Below are 24,675 nucleotides of genomic sequence, written 5' to 3'. Positions count from 1 at the left end.
TCCCGCGTTCAGCGAGCTGTGTCCTGCGCCCTTCGAGCGCGCCTAGAGGTGGGCGAGCTTGTAGAGCACGGGCGCGGCCTCCCTGAGGACGGCCCACTCCTCCTCGTCGAGCCCCTCCGCGAGTTCGGCGAGCCAGGCGTTACGCCGGCGCCGGCTCTCGGCGAGGATCGCCTCGGCCTGCTCGGTGCTGCTGACGACCACCTGGCGGCGGTCGTCCGGGTGCGGCTCGCGCCGCACCAGGCCCTTCTCCTCCAGCATCGCGACGATCCTGGTCATGGACGGAGGCTGGACGTGCTCGCGCCTGGCGAGCTCGCCGGGCGTGGCGCTGCCGCAGCGCCCGAGCGTGCCCAGCACCCCCATCTCGGTGGGGCTGAGCGACTCCTCGACACGCTGGTGTCTCAGTCGGCGGGCGAGGCGCATGGTGGACGACCGCAGCTGACTGATGGCTGCGAGGTCCGGCTCGGACATCTCGGGCATGTTCTTTAGCCTAGCTCATTACCCTTCCTAAGGAAACTCGATATCGCCGCCCCGGAACCGTCGACACGCGCGGGCGGGAACCGACACGCGCGGGACGGGAAGGGAACAGGAACGGACATATCAGACGTGGCGCGGGATGCTGGTCAGACTCAGTGCGCACCACCCGAGCCAGCAGAAGGGCCGACTCGAATGTCCGACCTCCCCTCCGATCAGAGCGCCACCGGTTTCGCCCGCCTCGCCATGGTCACCATCGACTGCGCCGACCCGGTCGCGCTGGCCGCCTTCTACGGCGGCGTGCTCGGCTGGGAGTCCCGGCACGTGGACGAGAACTTCGCGATCCTGGACAACCCCGAGGGCGGTACCCCGCTGGGCTTCGGCCGGGTCGAGGGCTACGTGCCGGCGCCCTGGGGCAATCCGGACGGCAGCAAGCACTTCCACCTGGACTTCTACGTGGAGGACCTGACCGACGCCACCGACCGCGCACTCGCCCTCGGCGCCACCGAGCCCGAGTACCAGCACGGGCGCACCCTGCGCGTACTGATCGACCCGGCGGGCCACCCGTTCGGCCTCGCACCGGCGGAGTGACGGCGATGTGACGGCGCCGTGACGGCGTCGGCGCCCTCGTCCAGGCCGGACGGGGGCGCTGCGGAGGCGTCGTCAGAACTTGGTGCCAAGATCTTGCCCCTCCCGTGAAGGGCGGCTCTGACCAGGGGTTTTACCGATTCGAGAGGCATTGTGCGACTCATCGGTAGTGACTACTGTCCCTCGTTGTCAGGGGCACCACACACAGGGCTCCCTGGGTAGGGCCCGGCCCCCCTCGCGCGCTTCGCGCCGTCCATGCTCGACGCACCCGCTGAGCATTCCCCGTCGCACCTCCCCGCCGGACCGTCCGCCCGAGCCCTGGCGCCATGCCTCCCCACTCCGTCCTGGGAGTTCCTCTTGGGTGAGATCCACCACGCCGTCTACGGCTGGGTGACACCGGCAATCTCGTACTTCGTGGCCTGTCTGGGGGCCTTCGTCGCACTGCGCGGCACCCGCTGGGCACTGATCTCGGAAAGACGCACCAAGCGCAACTGGCTGCTGTTCGCCGCGGCCTCACTCGGCACGGGCATCTGGTCGATGCACTTCATCGCGATGCTCGGCTTCGCCGTCTCCGGCGCCCAGATCCACTACAACGTGCCGCTCACGGTGCTCAGCCTGCTCGTCGCGGTCGCGGTGGTGGGCCTGGGGCTGTTCACCGTCGGTTACAGCCGCAACCCGCTCGGCTCGCTGCTGGCGGGAGGCGCGGCGACCGGCCTCGGCGTCGCGGCGATGCACTACATGGGCATGGCCGCGATGGTCGTGCCCGGCCACCTCTCCTACGACCACGTCACGGTCGGGATCTCGGTGGGCATCGCGATCTTCGCGGCGACGGCCGCGCTCTGGGCCGCGCTGAACATCAAGGGCACGCTCGCGGTGCTGTCGGCGGCGCCGGTGATGGGCGTCGCGGTCTGCGCGATGCACTACACCGGCATGGCGGCGATCTCGGTGCACCTGAGCCCCGACCGCCCCGTGCCCGGCGGCGTGGTGGCGCTCCAGTTCGTCTTCCCGCTCGCGGTCGGCCTCGGCTGCTACGTCTTCTTCAGCGCGCTGGCCTTCGCCGCCGCGCCGAGCACCGAGGAGCAGGCTCAGACGCAGACGCAGCCCGTCGTGGTCGGCCCGGCGCCGCGCCTGATGCCGCGCCAGCGGGTCGCGCCCGGGCGCTGAGGCATGACGGCGGCCCCGGCCGGGCGGATCCGATCCGCCCGGCCGGGGCCGCCGTCGTCCGCGGGGTCGGGCCCGCGCCGCGGCTCAGGCCTCCGGCGCCCCGATCGGGACGGTGAGGTGCTCCGGGGTCGCCACCGGGCAGACCTTGTGCACGAAGTTGCGCCGCAGCCGGTGGTAGGAGTCGTCGGAGCCGTAGAAGTTGCGGTGCATCCGCCCCAGCTCCTCCCGGCGGTACTCCGCGAGCGGCTTGGCGTCCTCGTCCTCGGCCCGGCGGCGCTTCTTCTGCACCAGCCGCCCGGACAGCTCCCCCGACCGCGCGAGCGCCGCCGCCTCCCGGCCCACCCAGCGGCGGAACTCCTCGGCGTCACCACCCGCCGTCCGGTCCACCAGCCCGAGCTTCAGCGCCTGCGCCGCCCCGACCGGCAGCGCCGCCGTGGTCAGCCGCTCGGCCCACTCCTCCCCGACCCGGCTCGGCAGGGTGTACGTCCAGTACTCGGAGCCGTACAGGCCCATCAGCCGGTAGTGCGGGTTGAGCACCGCCGAGTCGCGGCACCAGACCTCGTCGGCCGCGATGGCGAGCATCAGCCCGCCCGCCGCCGCGTTGCCGGCCAGGGCGGAGACGGTGAACTTGTCGGTCGTGGTGAGGATCGCCTCGACCAGGTCGTCCATCGCGTTGATGTTGTCCCAGGACTCCAGCGCGGGGAACGTCGCCGCCTCGATCACGTTGAGGTGGATGCCGTTGGAGAAGAAGTCCCGGGATGGGCCCAGCACGAGGAGCGAGGTCGGCCGGTCCGCGGCCTCCCGGTAGGCGGCGAGCAGCCGGCGGCACTGGTCGGTGCTCATCGCGCCGCTCGGGAAGGCGAACTCCAGGAAGCCGACGGCGCCCTCCTCGCGGTAGCGGATCTCCGCCCAGGTGTCGCGCCCCGCCGCCGCGGCGGGCGACAGCGGCGCCTCGCGGACCCCGGCCAGCTCCGTGGCCAGCACGGTCGCGGCGGGCAGCTTGAAGGTCGCGGGACCGCCCGGGGTCCGGCGCGGGCGCAGCTGGAGGATCCAGACCGCGCCGTCCACGGTGGCCCGGCAGATCGCGCCGTCGCGGGTGGCGAGCACGGCGCCGGGGGTGCTGCCGCGCAGCCGGTCCTCGGGGTGCCCGCCGTGCAGGAAGTACTCCCGCCCGTACAGCTCGTCCAGCACGCCGGGCTGCGAGTCCGCGGAGCGGAGCTTGCGCAGCACGGTGGCGGTGTCGTCGGCCGCCCAGTCGATCCGGCGGAACTCCTGGGCGTGATACGGCCGCAGCCGGCCCCGGACGTCCGGGCGGTCGTAGTCCAACGGCTCCGGGGTGAACAACCCGCCCTCGAAGCGCTGGACGGCCTGGAGCACCGCCGTGACGGCCGCGTCCGCGACCTCGCCCCGGTAGAGCTCGCTCTTGCCGCAGGGCGGGGCGCCGAAGTTCACGGACGCCCAGATGTCACCGGCGTCCATCTCCTCGACGGCCTGAATGACGGTGACGCCCCACTCCTCGGCGCCCTCGTGGATGGCCCAGTCCAGCGAGGACGGCCCGCGGTCGCCCTTCGGGCCCGGGTGCACGATCAGCACCGGGCGGGTGGACCAGACGTCCTCCGGTATCGCCCGGGTGAGCATCGGGCAGACGATCAGCTGCGGATCCATCCGGGCGACGGCCGCCCGTACGGGCTCGTCACCGAGCGCCAGCTCCACCGCCACGGTGTGACCGCGCTCGCGCAGCTCGGTGTGGACGCGCTGAGTCAGGCTGTTGAACGCGCTGGCGATCAGCAGAATGCGCAAGGGTGCCCTCCGACCGGGTATCAGACGTGGTGGTACGCAGTCGCGCGAGGGGCCGGCCGGCAGGGGTGCAGCGCGGGAGCCCGCCACGGCGGAGGCCAGCAGCGGTACCGCGTACGGCCATGCCCCCCGGCACGGGGTCGCTTCCCGGGGATTCCGGGCGCGGCCGCGACGATCCAAACACGGGCATGGACACGCAAGGGTCACGAAGGCCGCTTCCGCCACCGACTCTCACCCGCCCTGCACAGCAGTACGACCAAACTCCCGCGCCCCCCGCCGAACCTCCCCACTGCGACGCGCTACCAATCGAACGGGGTCTGGTCGCCCACCTCGACGAAGTACCGACGGCTGCCACCCGCGCCCCACCGGTCGGCCGATCCGAGGATCGGGTACGCGGCGACCTGAAGCACCGGATCGACGGGCAGCACCCCCTCCAGCCGGAATCCGCCGGGCCGCAGCCGAACCTGGACGGTCTCTCCCGTCATCGCCTCCAGCAGCGCCGCCAACCGGAACGGCGCGGGCCGCGTCCGGCCCTCCGGCAGCCCGCGCTCCGCGCCGAGTTCGACGTACGTACGCCAGATCGCACGCCGGCGCGGGCTGACAAAGCACACCGGCCAGGAGAACTGCCCCTCCGACCGCCACCACCGCTCGACGCGGAACGAGAACCGGGTCAGCGGACGTACGAACCGCGCGCGGCCGCCCATCAGGCCACCCGGCTCTCGTCGGCACGCGGGCCCTGCTCGGCACCGGCCGCGACGGCCGGGCGGGGCCGCTCCCCCGCAGGCCGGACGTCCTGCGGTCTGGCCGTCCACTCACAGCCCCCGCCCTCCGGCCGGAGGTAGACATGTCCGCCGAGAACGTCCATCCAGACCCCTGTACGCCCGGTTCTCGCGTCCCGGACCACCTCGCCGACACCCGGCGTGCAGGGATTGCTTCGAGCGCCCACCGCGCCCCCTTCCGTAGCCGTCTCACCTTCCGTGCACCGATCGTCGCGCTTCGCAGCTACGCTCAACAGCGGGACACAGTCCCGGCCCTGAGCTTGGAACAGGGGAGGACGGCAGATGACCTTCAAGCCGCGCGACCTACAGCCGGAGAGATCCGCGCGGGATCTGTACGGCGCCGAGATCCGCCTGCGCCGGGCGCGCGCCGACAACATGTCGCTCACCCGGCTGTCCGAGATCCTGAACTTCAGCAAGGCCCACCTGTCACGCATCGAGACGGCGGAGTCGCTGCCGCCGCGCGGGCTGTCGGAGGCACTCGACGCGGCGTTCGGGACGGACGGGATCTTCCTGAAGCTCTACCCGCTGGCGCGGAGGGAGGAGTTCCCGGACAAGTACCGGCGGTTCATGGCACTGGCGGCGGTGGCCACGGTGCACGAGGAGTACGCACCCATCGTCCCCGGCCTGCTCCAGACACGGGAGTACGCACAGGCGCTGCTGAGCTCCAGCGACCCCTTCGGCACTGACGAGGAGATCGCCGACAAGCTGGAGGCGCGACTCAAGCGGCAGGCTCGCGTGTATGCGCCGAGGCCGCCGCGCTACTGGTTCATCCTGGACGAAGGAGCTCTCCGCAGGCCAGTGGGCGGGCCTCAGATCATGTATGGCCAGTTGGGCGCACTGCTCGCTGCTGGCAGGCTGCGGCACGCAACGATCCAAGTGCTTCCATACTCCGTGGGCGAGCACTCGGAGCTGATGGGCGGATCACTGACCTTGCTGACTCTGCCGGACAGGTCCATGGTCCCCTACGAAGAAGGTGCCCGATCAGGCACGCTGATCGAGGACCCGGAAAGCGTTACCAGACGCCGCGCGCTCTACGATTTGCTCAGGGCTCAGGGCCTGCCACCCAAAGACTCGGCAGAGATGATCCGCGCGGCACAGGAGGAGTTCAGTCATGCGATCCGACGAGAAGGCCGCCCGCTGGCGGAAGAGTAGCTATACCAACGGCGACGGCGGCAACTGCGTCGAGGTCGACGACGCCAACCCGGGCCGCGTACGCGACTCCAAGGACCCCGACGGCCCCAGCCTCGACTTCACCCCCGCCGCCTGGCAGGCCTTCGTCACCGCCACCGCCACCGGCGAGTTCGGCACCGTCTGACCCCCCGTTCCACCACCCCGGGTGGAACAGGGGCGTCTGCCTTGTCCCCACTTGAGCACCTACCAATGTCCCAATGCCCAGGTCAGAGCCATGGGACAGCGATCGGCCGCCCGTGGGACGCCGAACCCGCGCCCGGCGCGATCCTCGTCCTCATACAGTTCTGGCTCACGAGGTGCGGCTCGGACGGGCGACCGTTCACGCCGCGACCAGTTGACGCACCGGAAGCCCGCCGCACGAAGGCGGCGAGAGGCCACCGGTGCTGCAGAGAAACGGGGACCAGCGAAGTGTTCAAGAAGATTGCGGCCAAGACGGCCGTCGTGCTCGGTGCAGCGACCCTGGCCATCGGGGGACTGAGCAGCACCGCCTCCGCGGCCGAGGGCGCGAGCTACGTCAGCCGCGGCAGCAGCGGCGCCGGCGCCTGGTGCGTGCAGCACCTGGTGAACGACGTCGCCCGGAAGGCCGGGCGCGCCACGATCGGCGAGGACAGCCAGTTCGGCCCGGCCACTCAGGACCAGGTCAAGTGGTTCCAGGACCGCCTCGGCCTGAAGCCGGACGGGATCGTCGGTCCCAACACCGGCAACTACCTGCTCTACTTCGGCGACCAGTACTACGGCGGCCTGAGCGGCTACTGCTTCACCTACGTGCCGAGCGACGGGCTGGGCGGCATGTACGTCCCCACCCACCTGGACTGACCCTCCCGTGCCCGCCGGGCGGCCCCGCGCCGCCCGGCGGGCACACCGTCATCGCGGGGGAGGCGCTCTCCCGGAGACCTCTCTCTCCTGCGGAACCTCCGGAGGGCCGGGCCGCGACGGCCCGGCCCTCCGTGGAATCGACCGTCTAACGCGGGAACGCCCGGCGGGCCCGCCAGGTGGTGTGCTCGCGGGAGACTGCGTCCTCGGCCTCGGCCGCGAGCCTGGCCCAGCGGGTCTCGGCGTCGGAGGCCGACAGGTCTAGGTCGGAGAGCTGCATCCCGACGTTCTCCAGCTCCCTGGCGGCCAGCTGGTACGCCGAGGCGAGCGGCCGGAGCTGCTTGAGCTGGGTCCAGGCGATCACCGAGGCGGCCGCCGCCGAGCAGGCCCCGAAGGCGTGCACCGGCAGGGCGCCGAGCGCCTGCGCCACGGCCGCCGCGCCGCCGACGATGATCAGCGCCGCCGTGCCCAGCCCCCAGGACACCGACTGCGACTCGCAGGCGTCGGCCCGCGAGCGGTACCAGGTGCGCTGACCCTCCACCCGGGTACGCAGGTACAGGGTGCGGCGGGCCACCAGGGCGCTCGCCCGGACCCGGCGCATCTCGTCGGTGATCTCCGGTACGGCGCCGGGCGGCACCACGGCCGGGTCCTCGAACGCCTTGAGCACGTCGGCCACTTGCAGCAGATAGCCGTTCTCGGCCACCACCGAGTCGGCCTCGCCGTCGAACGGCCGCGCCCGCACCGCGTACTTCCAGGCGAGCGTCTTGACCGACTCCGCGGCCGCCCGCGCCTCGTACCAGCGCCCCTGCGGGTTGCTCTGCCGCAGCCGGTACCAGAAGTAGCCGGCCGCCAGGAACGCCGCCACCGAGAACAGCGGCGTGACGTCGCTGTCACCCCGGTGCGAGGGCCCCGGCACGGTGCTGACCAGCGCCGCCAGCACCAGCATCACGATCTGCCCCCGGTACCAGCGCAGTGTCTGGCGCTGGCCCTGCAACGACGCCTGGTCCGCCGTCCAGAACGGCTCCGGCAGCAGCCTCGCCTCGACCGTCCCCGGCGGATCCTGTTGCACCATCGGCCGAACCCCCTCCCCGTGTCCGCCAGACCAGTATGCCCATCATCAACTGGGCTACACAGCCCCCGGATTGTTGAGATTGCACGGCGGCGGGCGGCCCGCCGAGGCCGGAGAACGACCCGGGCCCCTGAGTTCAGTTGCCCATGTACCAGACCTGGTTGGCACCGCCGTTGCAGTCCCACTGGCGGGCAGGAGCACCGTTGTCGGTCCGCCAGCCGGAGATCTCCACACACTTGCCGCTGTGGAGGTTCCCGATCCCCCAGCTGTTGCCGAAGGGCAGCAGGTACCACTTCTGGTTGTCGCCGCCGGTGCAGTCCCACTGCCGGACCGGAGCACCGTTGTCGGTCCGCCAGTCGGCGATCTCCAGGCACTTGCCGCTGTTGACGTTGACGAAGATCTGCTGGCCGGCGGCCATGTTCCAACGCTGGTTGGCACCGCCGTTGCAGTCCCACTGATTTGCGGTGGCACCCGCGTCGGTGCTCCAGCCGGCTATCTCCAGGCACCTGCCACTGTTGATGTTGTTCAGCGTCCCGATCTTCAACGGGACATTGGCGGAGGCGGGTGCCGCCGCAGCGGTGATCAGTGCGACTGCGGCGACGATCGACGCCGCGATCCTGCCTGCTCTGACTGGGTTCATATCTGGCTACTCTCCACAGATCTTCGGCCGGGTCCGGCCGGGGATCACCGTACTGAGTGCGGAGCAGGTGACCCAACAGGAATAGCGCAGCGATCCGGCCCGGCAGAGCATGCCCCCCACCGAGATCAGGCCTGCGCCCTCCCGGAACACGTCGGTCGGTCGATATGGCCGCCCGCGCCCTTTGCCCCAGTAGATGCGGGCGTGGCCATCGGACTTCCGGCGGACCATCAGGTCCGGCGTCCCGTTGTTGTTCAGATCCAGAGGCTGGGGTTTGGAGCGGAGAGTCGGCCGGTCCGACTTTCCGCTCCCCCGCGCGCCCGCGGGGCTCGCCCGCCCGCGCGCCGGCCACCGCAGGCGGTGGCCGGGAAGCACGATGGCCTGCCGCTCCACCGGGGAGAGGCAGGCCATCCGCACGAGTTCGGTCAGTCCAGGCCGAGGGCCGGGAGCATGTAGTAGAACGCGAACACCGCGGCGACGGCGTACAGGGCGATCGGTACGCTGCGGCCGCGGCCGGCGGCCAGGCGCAGGACGCAGAAGGTGATGAAGCCGAAGCCGATGCCGTTGGTGATGCTGTACGTGAACGGCATCATCACCATGGTGAGGAAGGCGGGTACGGCGATGGTGTAGTCGTCCCAGTCGATCTCGCGGATGGAGTTGGCGAGGATCAGGAAGCCGACGGTGACCAGGGCCGGGGTGGCGGCCTGGGCGGGGACCATGGTGGCCAGCGGGGTGAGGAAGAGGGACACCCCGAAGAGGCCGCCGGTGACGATGGCGGCGAGGCCGGTCCGGGCGCCCTCGCCGACGCCCGCCGTGGACTCCACGAAGCAGGTGTTGGCGGAGGAGGAGGTCGCGCCGCCCAGGGCGGTGGCGACGCCGTCGACCATCAGGATCCGGTTGATGCCCGGCAGGTCGCCGTTCTCGTCGAGCAGGTGGGCCTCGTCGGCGACGCCGAGGATGGTGCCCATCGCGTCGAAGAAGCAGCTCATCAGCACGGTGAAGACGAACAGCACACCCGTCAGGACACCGACCTGGGAGAAGCCGCCGAACAGGCTGACGTTACCGAGCAGCGCGAAGTCCGGTGCGGCGACCGGGTTGCCGGGCCAGGCCGGGACGGTCAGGCCCCAGTCGAGCGGCGCGATGTCGGCGATCTGGTCGATCACGACGGCGACGCCGGTCATCACCACGATGCTGATCAGGATGGCGCCCGGCACCTTGCGGACCAGCAGCACCAGGGTCAGCAGCAGGCCGAGCACGAAGACCAGCACCGGCCAGCCGAGCAGGTGGCCGTTGCCGCCGAGCTGGATGGGCACGGTGGTGTGCGCGGCGTCGGGGATGCGGCTGACGAAGCCGGAGTCGACCAGGCCGACCAGGGTGATGAAGAGGCCGATACCGATCGCGATGGCCTTGCGCAGGCCGAGCGGCACGGCGTTCATGACCCGCTCGCGGAGCCCGGTGGCGACCAGCAGCATGATCGCGAAGCCGGCCAGCACGACCATGCCCATCGCGTCCGGCCAGGTCATCCTGGGGGCGAGCTGGAGGGCCACGATGGTGTTGACGCCGAGTCCGGCCGCGAGGCCGATCGGGACGTTGCCGATCACGCCCATCAGCAGGGTGGTCAGCGCCGCGGTGAGGGCGGTCGCCGTGACCAGCTGGGCGCTGTCCAGGTGAGTGCCGTTCACGTCGACGGCGCTGGACAGGATGATGGGGTTGAGGACGAGGATGTACGCCATCGTGAAGAAGGTGGCGACTCCGCCGCGGAACTCGCGGACGAGGCTGGAGCCCCGCTCGGAGATCCGGAAGAAGCGGTCGACGGCGCCGGCGGGGGGCGACGACGGGGACGGCTCGGGCGACTCGGTGGTCGGCTGGGCCACTGGCATTCGTGCGTCCTCTGGTGGGGGCTGAGGAGGGGGTCCTTGCCCGGGGCGACGGTGGCCGGGCGGTTCGGAGGGCTCGGGGGGGTCACGCTGGCAGGTGGTCATGCTCGCGTGCCGGGGCCGACCGGAGCCTCAAGTATGGAATCCACGATCGTGCACGCGCTATCTTCGCGCGTAGAACGATCATTCGAGCCGACCCTCGATCAGGCCCCACCTGCTCCCGGCGCGCCCCCACCCGGCCCGCCGCCGGCCTGCGGCCACGCCCGAGCGGCCGCTGCCGTGTGGGCGCTGCACGCCACCCCGGCCCCCGCCGTACCCTAGCCACATGCCCAAGACCCCACTGCGCCCCTCACCCCCACCCCTGGAGGCCAACGACGTCGCCATCGTCGGCGGCGGCACGGCGCTGTGGTTCGTCGCATTCCTGGCCCTCCTCCCGTTCTGGGGCACGCTCTCCGACCACGGCCACGGCAGCTGGCCGTGGATCTGCCTGTCCGGCGGCGGCCTCGGGCTGATCGGCCTCTGGTACTGCCGCGCCCGCCGGGACGCCATCGCACGCGGCCGGGCGGCGGCCGGGAGCACCTCCCCGACGAACGGCGAGGCCCCGGCCACCCGGTCGGACTGAATCGGTCTTCGGCAGGGCGCATCGGACATATCGCCCCCGTAGAGTCGGTGCCATGACGCACCCCCCGGGAGAGACGGAAGGCTCTGGGAGCACCGGTCCGGGGGGCGACACGCCCGGGGCCCGCCCGCTCGGCCCGGCCGACGGCGGCCGGGGGGTCGTGCGGCGCGGTGGCCTCAGCACCGCCGAGGTCGCCGAGCGGGTCGCGCGCGGCGAGGTCAACGACGTTCCGGTGCGTTCCAGCCGCTCGGTCAAGGAGATCGTCCGGGCGAACGTCCTCACCCGCTTCAACGCCATCATCGGCGTCATGTTCGGCATCATCCTGGTGGTCGGCCCGATCCAGGACGGCCTCTTCGGCCTGGTCATCGTCGCCAACACGGCGATCGGCATCGTCCAGGAGCTGCGCGCCAAGAAGACCCTGGACAGCCTCGCGCTGATCGGCGAGGCCAGACCACAGGTCCGCCGGGACGGCCGGTCCCAGCAGGTGGCGACCGCCCAGATCGTGCTGGACGACACCGTGCTGCTCGGCATCGGCGACAAGGTGATCGTCGACGGCCGGGTCACCGAGGCGGACGGCCTGGAGATCGACGAGTCGCTGCTCACCGGCGAGCCGGACCCGGTCCTCAAGCACCCCGGCGCCGAGGTGATGTCCGGCAGCTTCGTGGTCGCGGGCGCCGGCGCGTTCACCGCCACCAAGGTCGGCCGCGAGGCGTACGCCGCCCAGCTCGCCGAGGAGGCCAGCCGGTTCACGCTGGTCCGGTCGGAGCTGCGCAGCGGCATCAACAGCATCCTGAAGTTCATCACCTGGCTGCTGATCCCCACCGCGATCGGGCTGGTCGTCAGCCAGCTCGCGGTGGAACGGAACGACTGGCGGGAGGCGGTCCGCCGGATGGTCGCGGGCATCGTGCCGATGGTGCCCGAGGGTCTGGTGCTGCTCACCTCCGTCGCCTTCGCGATCGGTGTGGTGCGGCTGGGGCGCAAGCAGTGCCTGGTGCAGGAGCTGCCGGCGATCGAGGGCCTGGCCCGGGTCGACACCGTCTGCCTGGACAAGACCGGCACCCTCACCGAGGGCGGCATGGACGTGGTGGAGCTGCGCCCGCTGGCCGACGGCCTCCCGCAGGCCGACGGGCAAGGGCGCGCCGGGAGTCGGGCCGCCGGGCCCGCCGCAGACGCCGCAGACGCCGCCCACGCAGCCCACGCAGCCCACGACGATGTCCGGCTCGCCGACCGGGCGGTCCTGCAGACCGCCCTGGGGGTGATGGCCGGCGCCGACGCCCGCCCGAACCCCAGCATGCAGGCCGTCATCGACGCGTACGGCAGCTCCGCCGCCGAGGCGGACGGCGTCTGGCGGGTGCTGGAGGCGATGCCCTTCTCCTCCGCCCGCAAGTGGAGCGGGGTCCAGCTGCTGGAGCCGCAGGGCGGCGAGGCCAGCTGGCTGCTCGGCGCGCCGGACGTCCTGCTGCCCGCCGGTCACGACGCGCTCGCCGAGGTGGACGAGCTGGGCGCCAAGGGCCTGCGGGTGCTGCTGCTCGGCCGCACGCTCGTCCCGCTGGACGCGCCGGACCCGGCCGCCGGCCTCCAGCCGCTCGCCCTGGTGGTGCTCCAGCAGCGGCTGCGCGACGACGCCGCCGACACCCTGCGCTACTTCGAGAGCCAGCAGGTCGAGGCGAAGGTGATCTCCGGCGACGCGGCGGTGGCGGTCGGCGCGGTCGCCGCCCACCTGGGCCTGCCCGGCGCCGAGCACCCGCTGGACGCCCGTAGGCTGCCCACCGAGGCCCGGGCGCTGGCCGAGGCGGCCGACCGCACCACCGTCTTCGGCCGGGTGACACCGCAGCAGAAGCGCGAGCTGGTCGGCGCCCTCCAGGCGCGCGGGCGGACGGTGGCGATGACCGGTGACGGCGTCAACGACGTGCTCGCCCTCAAGGACTCCGACATCGGCGTGGCGATGGGCTCGGGCAGCGAGGCGACCCGCGCGGTCGCGCAGATCGTGCTGCTCGACGACCGCTTCGCCACCCTGCCCTCGGTGGTCGCCGAGGGCCGCCGGGTGATCGGCAACATCGAGCGGGTGGCGAACCTGTTCCTGGTGAAGACGGTCTACTCGGTGCTGCTGGCGCTGCTGGTGATCTTCACCCACTCGCCGTACCCGTTCCTGCCCAGGCACTCCACCGTGCTCTCCACGCTGACCATCGGGGTGCCGGCCTTCTTCCTGGCGCTGGCGCCCAACAACGAGCGGGCCAGGACGGGCTTCGTCCGGCGGGTGCTGCGCCTGGCGGTCCCCGGCGGGGTGATCGCCGGCACGGCCACCTTCACCGCGTACGCGCTGGCCCGCGCCAACCACAGCACCGACCTGGAGGCCGACACCAGCGTGGCCACGCTGACACTGTTCCTGGTGGCCATCTGGGTGCTGGCCATCGTGGCCCGGCCGTACAACTGGTGGCGGCTGCTGCTGATCGCCACCATGTGCGGGGCGTTCACGCTGGTGCTGACGGTGCCGTGGCTGTCCGACTTCTTCCAGCTCTCGCTGGCCGGTGTCCGAGACGCCTGGGGCGCCGTGGGCATCGCGGTGGTGGCCGGAATCGTGCTGGAAATCGTCTGGTGGGTCATCAACCGCCGAACGGACGATTGACGGCCGAGGGGGGTGGCGACATGGGCGCGCCGGGGCCGGAAGCGATGAGAGCCGGGGCGAGGGACAAGCGGCTGAGGACACCGAGGACGCGACCCGGGACACGGCGCGCGACGCCGCGCAGGCGCGGGCGGTGCCCGCCGCGCGCCGGCCGTAGCGCCGGCGGGCGGCGGGTCGCCGCGGCGGCCGAGGCGGTCAGGGCCGCCACGGTGGGCCGGTCAGCCCTCGAAGTCCCGCGCGGCGGAGAGCTCGTACGCCCGGTCCGGCTCGGTGAGCGCGGCCAGCACCTCGAACCGGCGGTGCCACTGCCCGACCGACCAGGCCAGGCCCGCCGCCAGGCCCTCCGGGGTGGCGGCGTGCAGCAGCCCGGGTACGGGCGGGACCTCGAACTCGTCGTCCTCGTCCGCCTCCTCGGCCGTCTCCGGGTCGTACGGCACCTCCGGGGTGCCGGCCGAGGTGTCCCAGCGCCAGTCGACGGCGGCCTCCCCGCCGTCCGGGCCGACCACGAGCAGCTCCTCGTGCTCCTCGTACGCGGCCGGGCAGCCGGGCAGCAGCTCCCGCACCACCGCCGGGACCCGGTGCAGGACGCCCTCGGAGAGCACCCGGCCGCCGGCCACCTCGCTGGCCAGCGAGACGTGCAGCCGCTCGGCGAGGTCGGCGGCCAGCGCCGGGGCGACGGGCAGCAGCGGGTACGGGTGCAGCAGCTGGACGAGGTCGGGCGCGTCGGCGACGACCGCGTCGGTGGCGTCGACCAGCACCGTGCCGTCCGGGCGGCGGCCGGTCTCCGGATCCAGCGGCGGCACCGCGCGGACGGTGTCCAGCGGCTCGATCCGCTCCACCGGCACGGCGGCCAGCGCGCTGTGGATGCCGTGCAGCTGGCGGTGGCCGACCTCGGAGGCCGGGTCGGTCAGCCGGTCCAGCAGCTCGTCCGGGCCGTGCGGCTCGGCCAGCAGCGCCGCCAGCGTGGTGCGTACGCCCAGCGCGTGCAGGAACTGCTCGTCCAGCGTGGTGCGGGCCTCGTCGTACAGCCCGCGCAGCAGCGGGTCGGCGCCGGCCGCGCGCAGGCCGGCCGGCTCGCGGCCGTCCAGCACCGGGTGGTCGCGCAGCCACCAGGCGGTGTACGGCGGCAGGTCGGTGTAGCTTCCGCCCGGCAGCAGGGTGCGTACGGGGCCGACCACCGCCTCGCGGTACGGCGGGCGGGCCAGCAGGGCCAGGGCCTCGGGCCAGGCGTCGTCGTCCACCAGGTCTAGGTCGCGCACGGCGAGCAGCTCGGCGGCGACCGGCGGTGCGCCGAGTTCCCCCGAGTCGTCGGCGTGCAGGGCCTCCAGGGTGTCCTCGCACCACTCCGCCAGCCCGTCCGGTGCCTCGTCGATCAGCCCGGTCGGGGAGCCGCCGGCGGCGCGGTCCGCGGGGGCGGTGGGGTCGAGCCGCTCCAGGTCGTCCGGGTCGAGAACCACGTCCTCGGCGCGCACCAGCACGAAGTCACCCAGCACGCCGACGGCGGCCAGCACCTGTGGGCCCCAGCGCTCCAGCAGCTCGTCGTCGACGTAGCCGGCGTCGTCCTCGCGCACCAGCGCGGCGAGCGGGCTGTCGGGCAGGATCAGCTCGCCCGCGCGGGAGGCCTCGCCCTCGTCGTCCAGCAGGGCGAGCCGGGCCAGCCAGGGGTGGTCTCCGGGGGCCGCCTCGGCGGCCTTGACCAGCGCGAGGACGGAGTCGGCGAGGTCCGCGGCGGCGTCGAAGTCGTCCTCGGCCAGCTCGTAGGAGCGGGCCACGGCGGCCCGCACCTCGGGGGTGTCCAGCACCCCGGCGGGGGTGGCGGTGGCGGCGCCCAGCTTGGCCAGCAGCGGGTGGGCGGCCTCGGGGTGGGCCAGCCGCAGGTCGAGCCGGGCCAGGGCGCCGGCCAGCGCGTCGGGGTAGCCGGGGAAGGCGGCCCAGTCGGCGTCGTCGGAGGGCAGCAGGACGCGGCGCGGGCCGGTGACGATCCGCCCGTCGGCGAGCGGGACGGGCAGCGCCCCGAGCGACTCCGGGTCGGCCGCGCCGAGCGCCGCGTACAGGTTGCGCCACCAGGCGGGCTCCCGCTCCAGGCCGCCGAGCTGGTCGACCACCTCGGCGAGCGGGATCCGCCGGACGTTCAGCACCCGCAGCTCGCTGCGGCGTTCGAGGCCCGCCGGCAGCAGGCCGGGGAAGATCGGGGCGAGCGCCTCGACCACGTCCCGGTCCGCGCCCTCCAGCAGGGTGGCGTCGCGCGGACGCAGCGCCGGGGTGCCCTCCTCGACGGGCGCCGGATGCGGCAGGAACGGGATGCCGGGCAGCCGGCTCAGGACGGCGGCGCGCAGCGCGTTGTCCAGCGCACCCTGGCCGAGCGGGCCGGGCACCAGGCCCAGCGAGCCGAGGTCGCCGCCCCGGGCCCGCAGCAGGTCCGCGTAGCCGTCGGCGGCGCGCTCGGTGAGGAAGTCGGTGAGCGGCCCGGGCGCGACATGACGGCGGGTCGGGTCCAGCGGGTACGAGGCGATCAGCAGCGCCGGGATGCCGAGCGGCTCGTCGCTGGGGGTGGGGGCGTGCACCACCGGCGCGACCCGGGGCTTGCGCGGGCTGCCGTCCTCGTCGACGGGCACGGCCCAGGTCACCGTCCAGTACGGGCGGGCGCGCTCCTCGGTGGGGCGGTCGGCGAGCAGCGCGGGGTCGGTGGTGCCGGCGAGCGTGACGCTCTGCCAGACGGTGCGCGCGGCGCCGTCGGTGAGGGTGATGGTGGTGATGCCGTCCGGGCGCTGGTCCCCGGCGGAGCGGGTGAGGACGCGGGTGCCGTCCGGCGTCTCGACCACGACCTCGGCGAGGCCGGGCAGGGTGAGCAGCAGCGCGTCGTCGATCTCGGCGAGCAGCCGGCGGGTGAGGTCCTCGGCGGCGGAGTCGCGCAGCGGGAGGACCACCACGGTGTCGTAGCCGGTGGGCGCGGCTCCCTCGGCGGGGAACGGCAGCCGCAGCAACGGCACATGGCCCTCGCGTCGGCGCAGTTCCTCGGCGAGCGAGGGCCGGGCCTCCACCAGCGTGTGCGCCTCGCTCAGCGACCAGCGCACGCCGCCGTGCGAGCCGAGCACGGCTGGCTCGTCCGTGACGGCGAGGACGGCCGCGAAGCCGACCCCGAAGCGGCCGACGGTCGGGCTGCGGTCGGCCCGCTTGGAGGAGGCGCGCAGGGTGGAGAGCGACTCCACGGCGGCGGCGTCCAGCGGGGCACCGGTGTTGGCGGCGGCCAGGACCCCGTCACGCAGGGTCAGCCGCAGGCGCCCGGGCTCACCGCCGGCGCGGGCGGCCGCGTCGGCGGCGTTCTGGGCGAGTTCGACGACCAGCCGGTCGCGGTAACCGCCGAGCGCGAGCTCCTCCTCCGCGTTGGCGTCCTCGCGAAAGCGCGCCGGGGCGGCCGTCCAGGCCTCCAGCACCCGGTGGCGCAGCCCTGCCGTGTCGAAGACGTCGGCGGCCTGATCGTCCGTACCGCTGCCGATGATCCGAGGCTCCACTGGACTGCCACCTTCCGCCGCTGCCACCCTGCCGTGCCGTACGGGGGCATTCTTCCCTGCCCCGGACGTGCCGCAGGACCAGGGGCGCGCCCCGGCCGCCGCGCCCGGCTCACGAGCGGCCCTGTCACGTGCGACACGAGGCCCGACAAGGCCGCTGACGCCGCCTGAGGAACGGACCCGCGAGCGGTCCAAGGCAGCACCGGCGTCCACCCCGCGCCCGCCCCCACGCCCGAAGGAACGGCAGAAGCAGACCCGCGAGCCGAGCCGAGCCCCAGAAGTACCGCGAGCCGAGCCCCCAACAATCAGCTGTGCCCGAGCTCCTCGGCCGGGGCGTCGGGCTCGACGGAGCCGCTGGAGCGGTCCGGGTGGAGCTGGAGCGGCTCGATCACCAGCTCGTCGAGGATCAGCTCGGACGGCGCCGGCGGAGCCGGGATGACGGCGGCCTCGGAGTGCCCGCCGCAGCCGTACGCGAAGGAGACGATCTGGCCGTCGGCCGGGCCGAACTCGTTGCCGCAGACGCCGAACGCCTGGCCGAGCGAGCCGCCGATCGGGATCAGGAAGCCGCAGCTGTTGCAACTGGCCGGGGCGGCCTGGGCCATCGGCGTCTGCGGGCCGTGCGCCTTCTCCCAGCGGTCGGCCGCCAGGTGCAGGCCGAGCCGGGAGAGCACCCGGGAGCGGCCCATGCCGAGCTCCTCGGCGATGGCGCCGATCCGGGCCCGGGCCGGGGCCGGCTGGATGTGCGGGTCGGTGATCTCCAGGTCGTCCTCGGCCACCAGCGCGGCGACGGAGTTCGGCGCGGGCTCGTCCTCGCCCGTCCAGCCGGGCTCCAGCCGCAGGTCGTCGGCGTCGGTCGGCAGCAGGTCGCCGGGGCCCATGTCGCCCGGGCGCAGCCGCTCGCTCCACGGCACCCACTGCGGGGCGAGCACCGCGTCCTGGCCGGGCAGCAGCACGACCTCGTCCAGCGTGATGTTCTTGGCCCGGGGCGCGCGGGCGACGGTGACGGCCCAGTGCCAGCCGCGGTAGGCGGCGTCCAGGCACTCGAAGGTGTGGGTGACGACCCGCTCGGCGTCCGCCTGGGCGCCCAGGTGCGCCCCTACCGTCTCGGGGCCGACCGCCTCGACCGCTGCCTGCCGGGCGAGCTCGACGGCCTCGGCACAGAGCCGATCGGGGGTACGGCTTCGCATCGCAGCACTCACGGCGTCGATTCTCTCCCAGTTCTTCTGTTGCCTACGGCGTGTTGCCTGTTCCGTCGCGGCCAGGGGCTTCTTCCCCTATTCTGCGCGACTACCGGCCCCGTCGGGTACCGACCGCGCCGCCCACCCGCCCGGTTCCCCCTCGGCGGCCCTGGCGCACGGATGGCGACGTACAGGACAATGACGCAAGGGGCAGGCTACCCGCCGGTCGGCTGCCGGGGACACCCCGGGGCCGCGGGGGCCGCGCCGAGAGGAGCGGAATCCCTCGTCCCGGTCGGGTTTCTCGGGCAGGATGGCTACGTGGCGGACGAGAAACCGTCGCAGCACACGGTGCACGCCTCACAGGACGGCAGCCCCGACGAGCCGGCCGCCGTGCCGCGACATCAACCCCCGGTCCTCCCTGCGGACGACGTCGATCCGCAGCAGGCGGACGGGTCCGCGCGGCCCGAAGGCGACCCCGCTCCCGACGCCGGCGGGCCGGCCCCGCCGGAGTACGAGGAGCAGTCGCCCGAGCCCCCGCACCGCAACGTCCTGGTCCGTGGCGCCTCCTCGGTCGGGCTGCGTACCGGCCGGGTCGTGCACGGCACCGGGCGCCGGATCCGCCGGGCCACCTCCGCCGAGGGCGCGGGCGAGTCGGGCCTGGCCAAGCTGATCGAGCTGCACGCGCTGAACTCCTTCGGCGACATGTTGATCACCATCGCCCTGGCGTCCACCATCTTCTTCTCCGTCCCGACCGGCGAGGCCCGCGGGCGGGTCGCGCTGTACCTGCTGATCACGATGGCGCCGTTCGCCCTGCTGGCCCCGGTGATCGGCCCGCTGCTGGACCGGTTGCCGCACGGCCGCCGGGCCGCCATGGCGATGTCGATGCTGGCCCGCGCGGTGCTGGCCTGGACGATGGCCGGCACGGTCGCCACCGGCGGGCTCGCGCTCTACCCGGAGGCGCTCGGCGTGCTGGTCGCCTCCAAGGCGTACGGGGTGGTGCGCAGCGTCGTGGTGCCCCGGCTGCTGCCCAAACGGCTGTCCCTGGTGAAGGCGAACTCCCGGGTCACCCTGGCGGGTCTGCTGGCCACCTTCGTGGCGGCGCCGATCGGCGCGCTGCTGCATCTGGCCGGGCCCGGCTGGCCACTGCGCGGGGCGTTCCTGGTCTTCGTGATCGGCACCCTGATGGCCTTCCACCTGCCGCACAAGGTGGACTCCGCCAAGGGCGAGCAGCGCGCCGTCCTGCACGCAGACGACCACCCGCACGGGTTGCTGCACGGGCACGGGCAGCACCACGGCGCGCACGCCTCGCCGGGCGGGACCTCCCTCGGCGAGCGGGCCCGGGAGCCCGCCCCGCAGCCCGCCGCGAAGCCCCCCAAGGCGAATCTGCGCACCGTCGGCCCGTCCGTGATCCTGGCCCTGCGGGCGGTGGCGGCGCTGCGCGGGCTGGTGGGCTTCCTGGTGATGTTCCTGGCGTTCCTGCTGCGTGACGACCCGATCGGCGGCCTGGACCCGACGGTCGCCCTCGGCCTGGTCGCGGTCGCGGCCGGCGCGGGCAACGCGACCGGCTCGGTGCTCGGCTCCTGGCTGCGTACCCGGGGCTCGGAGGCGACGGTCACCGCGATGCTGGCGCTGGCCACCGCGGCCGCCGCGGCGGCGGCGCTCTGGTACGGCGTGGTGACGGTGGTGGTGGTCGCGGCGGTCGCGGGGATGGCGGCCTCGCTGGGCAAGCTCGCCCTGGACGCGGTGATCCAGCGGGACGTCCCGGAGTCCGTGCGGACCTCTGCCTTCGCCCGCTCCGAGACGGTGCTCCAGCTGTCCTGGGTGGCGGGTGGCGCGCTGGGCATCACGCTGCCGCTGGACGGCGCGCTCGGCCTGTGGGTGGCGGCCGGCGTGGTGGGCTTCGTCCTGCTGCTGACGGTGCGCTCGCTGATCAGGGTCGGCCCGCGCGGGCGCCCGGCGACCGCCCGCGTGGCGTGAGCGGCGGCCCGCGCGGTGGTCCGAGCGGCCCCGGCGGCCCGGGCGGTGGCCGCGCCCGGGTGACACGGTCAACACGCGGTTGCCGACCCCCGCGTAGCGTGATCGGCAAAGCCCGGTAGCCTCTCTGCCATGAGCCTCAGCACCCGTGTCATCGCCGCCATCGGCGCCGTCGTCGTGATCGGTGGCGTCACGGTCGGCGTTTCGGTCGCCCACGCGAGCGACAAGGACAAGCCCACCGACCAGCGCGCCACCCTGACCGTCGGCCGGTCCTCCCAGGAGGTCGCACCGCTCTGCAGCAACGGCGGCCAGCCGCTGGACGACCAGGCGCAGGAGGCGTGCCAGGCCAAGGCCCAGGAGGCGCTGAAGGCCGGCACGCTGCCCTCATCCGACGTGGTCGCCAGCGACCGGATCGGCGTCGGCGTCACCCCGGACGTCGCGGACAAGGGCTGGTTCGCCTTCACCAGCGGTGGCCCGCAGGGCCGGTTCAACCTGAAGAGCGCGGGCAAGGACTCCACCTACTCGGGCTCCGTCCCGGCCGGCCAGGCGCTCCAGGCCGACGGCAAGACCCTGGTCACCGTCGTCGAGTCCGACCCGAAGAGCCAGACGATCTACGGCGTCTGGTACTTCCAGCTGAACAACAAGGACGCCTGACGCGATGAGCGTCGCCGCCGGTGACGGGCGGCCGGGCCTGCCGCAGGCCCGGCTGCTGGTCGTCACCGCCGTGCCGGCCGAGGCCGAGGCCGTGCTGCGCGGCCTCGGCGGTGACGCACGGCCCGTCCCGCTGCCCGGCGGCGCCCTGCACCGCGCCCGGCGGGCCGGCGGTGTCGAGGTGGACGTGCTGGCCGGCGGGGTCGGCCCGGCCGCGGCCGCGGCCGCCACCTCCGCCGCGCTCGCGGCGCACCGCTACGACCTGGTCGTCTCGGCCGGGATCGCCGGCGGCTTCGCCCCTCGGGCACCGCTGGGCGCCGTCGTGGTCGCCGAGCAGATCGTCGCCGCCGACCTGGGCGCCGAGACACCCGAGGGGTTCGCCGACGTCACCGAACTGGGCTTCGGGACCGTCCGCCACAGCCCGCCCCCGGCCGCCGTCGCGCTCGCCGTCGAAGCCCTGGGCGCCGTGGCCGGCACCGTGCTCACCGTCTCCACCGTCACGGGCACCGCCGAACGGGCCGCCGCGCTGGCCGCCCGCCACCCGCGTGCGGTGGCCGAGGCCATGGAGGGCTTCGGAGTGGCCGAGGCGGCCGCCCGGTACGGCCTGCCGGTGTTCGAGATCCGCGCCGTCTCTAACGCCGTCGGCCCGCGCGACCGCTCCGCCTGGCGGATCGGCGACGCACTGGCCGCGCTGGAGCGGGCACTGCGCGCATTGCCCTGTCCGGAGCTGCTCAAGGAGGCCGGCCGTGGCTGAACGGCTGAGCGTCGCCTACTCGCCCTGCCCCAACGACACCTTCGTCTTCCACGCCTGGGCACACGGCCTGGTGCCCGGCGCCGAGACGCCCGAGGTCACCTTCGCGGACATCGACGTCACCAACTCCCTCGCCGAGCGCGGGGAGCTGGACGTCCTCAAGATCAGCTACGGTGCGCTCCCCTGGGTGCTGGACGAGTACGCCCTGCTGCCCTGCGGCGGGGCCCTGGGCCGCGGCTGCGGACCTCTGGTGCTGACCCGCCCGGACGCCGGCGACGACCTCGGCGGCAGGACCGTCGCCGTCCCCTCCGAGCGCTCCACCGCGTACCTGCTGTTCCGCCTCTGGGCGGCCTCGGCGGTACCCGGCGGGCTCGGGAAGATCGTGGTGCTGCCGTTCCACGAGATCATGCCCGCCGTCCGGGACGGCCGCGTGGACGCCGGCCTGGTGATCCACGAGGCGCGCTTCACCTACCAGCAGTACGGGCTGCGCAAGCTCGCCGACATGGGCGAGGCGTGGGAGCAGGACACCGGCCTGCCGATCCCGCTCGGCGCGATCATCGCCCGGCGCTCGCTCGGCACCGAGCGGCTGGCGGCCGTCACGGCGGCGATCCGCAGCTCCGTCCGGCTGGCCTGGGAGGACCCGGAGGCCAGCCGCCCGTACGTGCTGGCGCACGCCCAGGAGATGGACCCGGCCGTCGCCGACCAGCACATCGGGCTGTACGTGAACGAGTTCACCGCCGACCTCGGCGAGGCCGGCTACGCGGCGGTGCGGGCGCTGCTCACCCGGGCCGCCGCCGAGGGGCTGGTGCCCCCGCTCGGCCCGGGTGCGCTGGAGCGCTGAGGGCGTACTCCCTCGCCGCCCGTCCCAGGCGTGCTCAGACGTCGAACTGGTCGGCCACCGCGCGCAGCAGGCCGGCCAGCTTCTGGCCGGTCGCCTTGGCCGGGTACCGGCCGTGCTGGAGCCCGGGGAGCACGGCGTCCAGCGTGGTGATCAGGTCCTGGACGATCGGCGCCATGTCGTCGGCGCTCCTGCGCTGGGCGGCGGCCACCGAGGGCAGTGCCTCCAGCAGCGTCACGGACATCGCCTGGTCGCCACGGTGCCCGGCGACCACGCCGAACTCCACCCGCTGGCCCGGCTTCAGCACGGTGACACCGGCGGGCAGCGCCTTGGTGTGAACGAAGACGTCGCCGCCGTCGTCGCGCGACAGGAAGCCGAAGCCCTTCGTCTCGTTGAACCACTTGACCTGGCCGGTGGGCATCTCGAACAGTCCTCGGTGTGGGTGTGAGGGATCCCGGCCCGGGCCGGGGATCTCTGGATGGAGGGCGGGCCGCGCCCGACGGGCGGGCGTGGTCGACACGCCGCAGGGAGCAGACTAACGGGCCGTCAAGGCGTCATTCCCGTTCCGCCCGAGGTCCGCGCTCGGCTCTCGCGGGCGAACCGGGGCCGGGCGCGGCAAGACCAGGGCGCGGCATGGCGCTGCCCACTGGCTCTCACCCCCGGTCGGACGGCGGGGTGTCTGGACGCACCCCGTGCACAGCCTGCATACCCCCGCCCAGCAGCGATCAAAACTCCCAGCTGCCGGGAAACTGCGTAACGTGACGAGCCGGGGGCCGGGCCGCGACCGGCGGGCCCGGGCCGGGCGCGCCGCCGGGGCCGGGCCGCGGGTGCTCAGGCCGGGTCGGCCAGGTGCTGCCCGATCCAGCCCAGCGACGCGGGGAGCATCCGGGACCAGGTGTTGAAGTTGTGCCCGCCGGTGTCCAGGGTGATCGAGGAGACCTTCGTCGGGCTGCCCTTGGCGGCGGCCACGAAGGCCTGGGTGCTGCGGTAGTAGTCGCCGTCGCCCTCCCGGCTCCCGCCGACCAGCAGCGCGACCGCGGGCTTGGGCAGGTGGGCCAGCCGCCACTCCAGGTTGGCCTCGTCCCGGCGCCGGCCGTCGCCGGCGAAGAGGTCGCCGGTGGTCGGGTCCTCGGCGGCCTGGTAGTACCCGGCGAGCGAGACCCCGGCACCGAAGACGTCCGGGTGCTTCATCGCCAGCTTCAACGCACAGTAGCCGCCGGTGGAGTTCCCCATCACGGCCCAGGAGCGGGCGCCCGCGCCGACCCGGTAGGAGGCCTGGACGGTACGCGGCACGTCCCGCGTGAAGTACGTCTCGGACTGCGGGCCGCCGGGGACGTCCTCGCACTCGGTGTCGCGCGGCATCGACTGGGAGGGACGCATCAGCACCAGCACGGTGGGGCGGGTGCGGCCCTCGCGGATCAGCTGGAGTTCGGCCGCCGGGTAGTTCAGCTTGGTGACCAGGTTCTTGGCGTCCCCCGGGAATCCGGTGATGACGATCGTCGCCGGGAAGCGCTTCTCCTTGAACTCGGGCTGGAAGTACTGCGGCGGCAGGTAGACGTAGCCCTCGGTGGCCAGGCCGCTCGCCACGCCGGGGATCCTGATCCGGTCCAGCTTGCCGGCCTGTGCCGGGTCACGGCCGACCGCGCCGCCGCCCCGGACGTTCTCGCCCGCGATCCGCTGCACCAGCGCGTTGCCCTGGGCGTCCGCGCCGAACTGGTCCTGGATGGTGACCGGACCGTCGTCGCCCGTGCCCAGCAGGTCGTCCCAGCTGCTGTAGAAGGCGAAGGAGTTGTTGGCCAGCAGGCCGAGCGTGCAGACCACGGCCAGCTGGGTGGCCACGATGGTGCCCAACCGGCCGGCCAGCACCGCCCAGCCGCGCCCCGCCAGCCGGGGCCAGAGCCAGATCGTGGCGGCCACCATCAGCACCGACAGCAGCGCGGACAGCGCCAGGACCTTGTGACTCGTCAGACCCATGCGCGCGCGTCCCCCGTTTGCCGACACCGGCGGACCGGGCCGCCACCTACCCCCTTCTAAGGGTGCCCGCCCGGCCCGCGCCGCGACTGACCGCCAGGGTGGAACCGCACCCCCGCCGATCGACGGGGGTGCGGGGCGCTCTGCGACACTGGGGGCACCTTCCGTCGCAGGA

General features: G+C 73.6%; 21 protein-coding genes. 11 read left to right on the top strand and 10 right to left on the bottom strand.

The window, feature by feature from the left end; genetic code table 11:
• Positions 1-42: 42 nt before the first annotated feature.
• Positions 43-477 carry a MarR family winged helix-turn-helix transcriptional regulator gene (locus tag ACIBH3_RS25640; protein ID WP_396314419.1) on the bottom strand — a complete coding sequence of 145 codons (435 nt, stop codon included), beginning with the start codon at positions 475-477 and terminating at the stop codon, positions 43-45.
• A 189-nt stretch (positions 478-666) separates the two neighbouring features.
• Here ACIBH3_RS25640 and ACIBH3_RS25635 point away from each other — a divergent pair, with 189 nt between their 5' ends.
• Together ACIBH3_RS25635 and ACIBH3_RS25630 are read left to right on the top strand one after the other, a co-directional pair.
• Complete coding sequence (locus ACIBH3_RS25635; RefSeq protein WP_396314418.1) at positions 667-1,062, top strand: VOC family protein; 396 nt, start codon at positions 667-669, stop codon at positions 1,060-1,062.
• 354 nt (positions 1,063-1,416) lie between these two features.
• A complete protein-coding gene (locus tag ACIBH3_RS25630; protein WP_396314417.1) occupies positions 1,417-2,223 on the top strand; it encodes an MHYT domain-containing protein in 807 nt (268 codons plus the stop codon).
• A gap of 84 nt (positions 2,224-2,307) precedes the next feature.
• On the opposite strand, the gene ACIBH3_RS25625 is transcribed toward ACIBH3_RS25630, so the two are convergent.
• Entirely contained in the window at positions 2,308-4,023 is a 1,716-nt protein-coding gene (locus tag ACIBH3_RS25625; protein WP_396314416.1) for a hydrogenase maturation protein, read from the bottom strand.
• 296 nt (positions 4,024-4,319) lie between these two features.
• Positions 4,320-4,724 (bottom strand): hypothetical protein, encoded by a 405-nt coding sequence (locus ACIBH3_RS25620; RefSeq protein WP_396314415.1) that lies wholly within the window; start codon positions 4,722-4,724, stop codon positions 4,320-4,322.
• A gap of 357 nt (positions 4,725-5,081) precedes the next feature.
• Here ACIBH3_RS25620 and ACIBH3_RS25615 point away from each other — a divergent pair, with 357 nt between their 5' ends.
• The 3 genes from ACIBH3_RS25615 (at position 5,082) to ACIBH3_RS25605 (ending at position 6,806) form a co-directional block, all read left to right on the top strand.
• Positions 5,082-5,951: a helix-turn-helix domain-containing protein gene (locus ACIBH3_RS25615; protein ID WP_396314414.1), complete on the top strand. Its 870-nt coding sequence runs from the start codon at positions 5,082-5,084 to the stop codon at positions 5,949-5,951.
• Entirely contained in the window at positions 5,911-6,114 is a 204-nt protein-coding gene (locus tag ACIBH3_RS25610; protein ID WP_396314413.1) for a DUF397 domain-containing protein, read from the top strand. The genes ACIBH3_RS25615 and ACIBH3_RS25610 overlap by 41 nt, the downstream gene beginning before the upstream one ends.
• Before the next feature lie 284 nt (positions 6,115-6,398).
• Positions 6,399-6,806 carry a peptidoglycan-binding protein gene (locus ACIBH3_RS25605; RefSeq protein ID WP_396314412.1) on the top strand — a complete coding sequence of 136 codons (408 nt, stop codon included), beginning with the start codon at positions 6,399-6,401 and terminating at the stop codon, positions 6,804-6,806.
• Between the two features lie 145 nt (positions 6,807-6,951).
• Here the strand turns inward: ACIBH3_RS25605 and ACIBH3_RS25600 are convergent, their stop codons facing one another.
• The 3 genes from ACIBH3_RS25600 to ACIBH3_RS25590 all read right to left on the bottom strand — a co-directional run bounded on the left by ACIBH3_RS25600 (position 6,952) and on the right by ACIBH3_RS25590 (position 10,389).
• Positions 6,952-7,875, bottom strand: a complete 924-nt coding sequence (locus tag ACIBH3_RS25600) for a DUF4231 domain-containing protein (protein WP_396314411.1) — start codon at positions 7,873-7,875, stop codon at positions 6,952-6,954.
• Between the two features lie 133 nt (positions 7,876-8,008).
• Positions 8,009-8,512, bottom strand: a complete 504-nt coding sequence (locus tag ACIBH3_RS25595; RefSeq protein ID WP_396314410.1) for an RICIN domain-containing protein — start codon at positions 8,510-8,512, stop codon at positions 8,009-8,011.
• 422 nt (positions 8,513-8,934) lie between these two features.
• Positions 8,935-10,389, bottom strand: a complete 1,455-nt coding sequence (locus ACIBH3_RS25590; RefSeq protein ID WP_396314409.1) for an NCS2 family permease — start codon at positions 10,387-10,389, stop codon at positions 8,935-8,937.
• 322 nt (positions 10,390-10,711) lie between these two features.
• Between ACIBH3_RS25590 and ACIBH3_RS25585 the strand changes: the two genes are divergently transcribed.
• Positions 10,712-11,008 carry a DUF2530 domain-containing protein gene (locus tag ACIBH3_RS25585; protein ID WP_396314408.1) on the top strand — a complete coding sequence of 99 codons (297 nt, stop codon included), beginning with the start codon at positions 10,712-10,714 and terminating at the stop codon, positions 11,006-11,008.
• Between the two features lie 52 nt (positions 11,009-11,060).
• A complete protein-coding gene (locus ACIBH3_RS25580) occupies positions 11,061-13,631 on the top strand; it encodes a cation-translocating P-type ATPase (RefSeq protein WP_396314407.1) in 2,571 nt (856 codons plus the stop codon).
• Positions 13,632-13,846: 215 nt separating this feature from the next.
• Here the strand turns inward: ACIBH3_RS25580 and ACIBH3_RS25575 are convergent, their stop codons facing one another.
• On the bottom strand, positions 13,847-17,140 hold the full coding sequence (locus ACIBH3_RS25575) for a sacsin N-terminal ATP-binding-like domain-containing protein (protein ID WP_396314406.1): 3,294 nt from the start codon (positions 17,138-17,140) through the stop codon (positions 13,847-13,849).
• A 302-nt stretch (positions 17,141-17,442) separates the two neighbouring features.
• A complete protein-coding gene (locus ACIBH3_RS25570; protein WP_396314431.1) occupies positions 17,443-18,324 on the bottom strand; it encodes a DUF3027 domain-containing protein in 882 nt (293 codons plus the stop codon).
• A gap of 606 nt (positions 18,325-18,930) precedes the next feature.
• On the opposite strand from ACIBH3_RS25570, the gene ACIBH3_RS25565 reads away from it, so the two are divergent.
• From ACIBH3_RS25565 to ACIBH3_RS25550, 4 genes are all read left to right on the top strand, one after another.
• Positions 18,931-20,292, top strand: a complete 1,362-nt coding sequence (locus ACIBH3_RS25565) for an MFS transporter (RefSeq protein WP_396314430.1) — start codon at positions 18,931-18,933, stop codon at positions 20,290-20,292.
• A 129-nt stretch (positions 20,293-20,421) separates the two neighbouring features.
• Positions 20,422-20,943 carry a hypothetical protein gene (locus ACIBH3_RS25560; RefSeq protein WP_396314405.1) on the top strand — a complete coding sequence of 174 codons (522 nt, stop codon included), beginning with the start codon at positions 20,422-20,424 and terminating at the stop codon, positions 20,941-20,943.
• Positions 20,944-20,947: 4 nt separating this feature from the next.
• On the top strand, positions 20,948-21,694 hold the full coding sequence (locus tag ACIBH3_RS25555; RefSeq protein WP_396314404.1) for a futalosine hydrolase: 747 nt from the start codon (positions 20,948-20,950) through the stop codon (positions 21,692-21,694).
• Entirely contained in the window at positions 21,687-22,532 is an 846-nt protein-coding gene (locus ACIBH3_RS25550; protein WP_396314403.1) for a 1,4-dihydroxy-6-naphthoate synthase, read from the top strand. Before ACIBH3_RS25555 ends, ACIBH3_RS25550 begins: the two co-directional genes overlap by 8 nt.
• Positions 22,533-22,566: 34 nt before the next feature.
• Here the strand turns inward: ACIBH3_RS25550 and ACIBH3_RS25545 are convergent, their stop codons facing one another.
• Positions 22,567-22,950 carry a cold-shock protein gene (locus ACIBH3_RS25545; protein WP_396314402.1) on the bottom strand — a complete coding sequence of 128 codons (384 nt, stop codon included), beginning with the start codon at positions 22,948-22,950 and terminating at the stop codon, positions 22,567-22,569.
• A gap of 410 nt (positions 22,951-23,360) precedes the next feature.
• Positions 23,361-24,503, bottom strand: a complete 1,143-nt coding sequence (locus ACIBH3_RS25540) for an alpha/beta hydrolase (RefSeq protein ID WP_396314401.1) — start codon at positions 24,501-24,503, stop codon at positions 23,361-23,363.
• Between the last annotated feature and the right edge of the window lie 172 nt (positions 24,504-24,675).

Source organism: Kitasatospora sp. NPDC050543, assembly GCF_044457565.1.
In the GTDB taxonomy this organism is placed as follows: Bacteria; Actinomycetota; Actinomycetes; order Streptomycetales; family Streptomycetaceae; genus Kitasatospora.
This window is presented reverse-complemented; position numbering and strand designations above follow the sequence as displayed.

Coding starts and splice junctions, on each gene's coding strand:
- ACIBH3_RS25635 (WP_396314418.1), top strand. CDS start 667: ATGTCCGACCTCCCCTCCGATCAGAGCGCCACCGGTTTCGCCCGCCTC.
- ACIBH3_RS25620 (WP_396314415.1), bottom strand. CDS start 4,724: ATGGGCGGCCGCGCGCGGTTCGTACGTCCGCTGACCCGGTTCTCGTTC.
- ACIBH3_RS25640 (WP_396314419.1), bottom strand. CDS start 477: ATGCCCGAGATGTCCGAGCCGGACCTCGCAGCCATCAGTCAGCTGCGG.
- ACIBH3_RS25585 (WP_396314408.1), top strand. CDS start 10,712: ATGCCCAAGACCCCACTGCGCCCCTCACCCCCACCCCTGGAGGCCAAC.
- ACIBH3_RS25555 (WP_396314404.1), top strand. CDS start 20,948: ATGAGCGTCGCCGCCGGTGACGGGCGGCCGGGCCTGCCGCAGGCCCGG.
- ACIBH3_RS25615 (WP_396314414.1), top strand. CDS start 5,082: ATGACCTTCAAGCCGCGCGACCTACAGCCGGAGAGATCCGCGCGGGAT.
- ACIBH3_RS25570 (WP_396314431.1), bottom strand. CDS start 18,324: ATGCGAAGCCGTACCCCCGATCGGCTCTGTGCCGAGGCCGTCGAGCTC.
- ACIBH3_RS25610 (WP_396314413.1), top strand. CDS start 5,911: ATGCGATCCGACGAGAAGGCCGCCCGCTGGCGGAAGAGTAGCTATACC.
- ACIBH3_RS25560 (WP_396314405.1), top strand. CDS start 20,422: ATGAGCCTCAGCACCCGTGTCATCGCCGCCATCGGCGCCGTCGTCGTG.
- ACIBH3_RS25540 (WP_396314401.1), bottom strand. CDS start 24,503: ATGGGTCTGACGAGTCACAAGGTCCTGGCGCTGTCCGCGCTGCTGTCG.
- ACIBH3_RS25545 (WP_396314402.1), bottom strand. CDS start 22,950: ATGCCCACCGGCCAGGTCAAGTGGTTCAACGAGACGAAGGGCTTCGGC.
- ACIBH3_RS25595 (WP_396314410.1), bottom strand. CDS start 8,512: ATGAACCCAGTCAGAGCAGGCAGGATCGCGGCGTCGATCGTCGCCGCA.
- ACIBH3_RS25590 (WP_396314409.1), bottom strand. CDS start 10,389: ATGCCAGTGGCCCAGCCGACCACCGAGTCGCCCGAGCCGTCCCCGTCG.
- ACIBH3_RS25580 (WP_396314407.1), top strand. CDS start 11,061: ATGACGCACCCCCCGGGAGAGACGGAAGGCTCTGGGAGCACCGGTCCG.
- ACIBH3_RS25600 (WP_396314411.1), bottom strand. CDS start 7,875: ATGGTGCAACAGGATCCGCCGGGGACGGTCGAGGCGAGGCTGCTGCCG.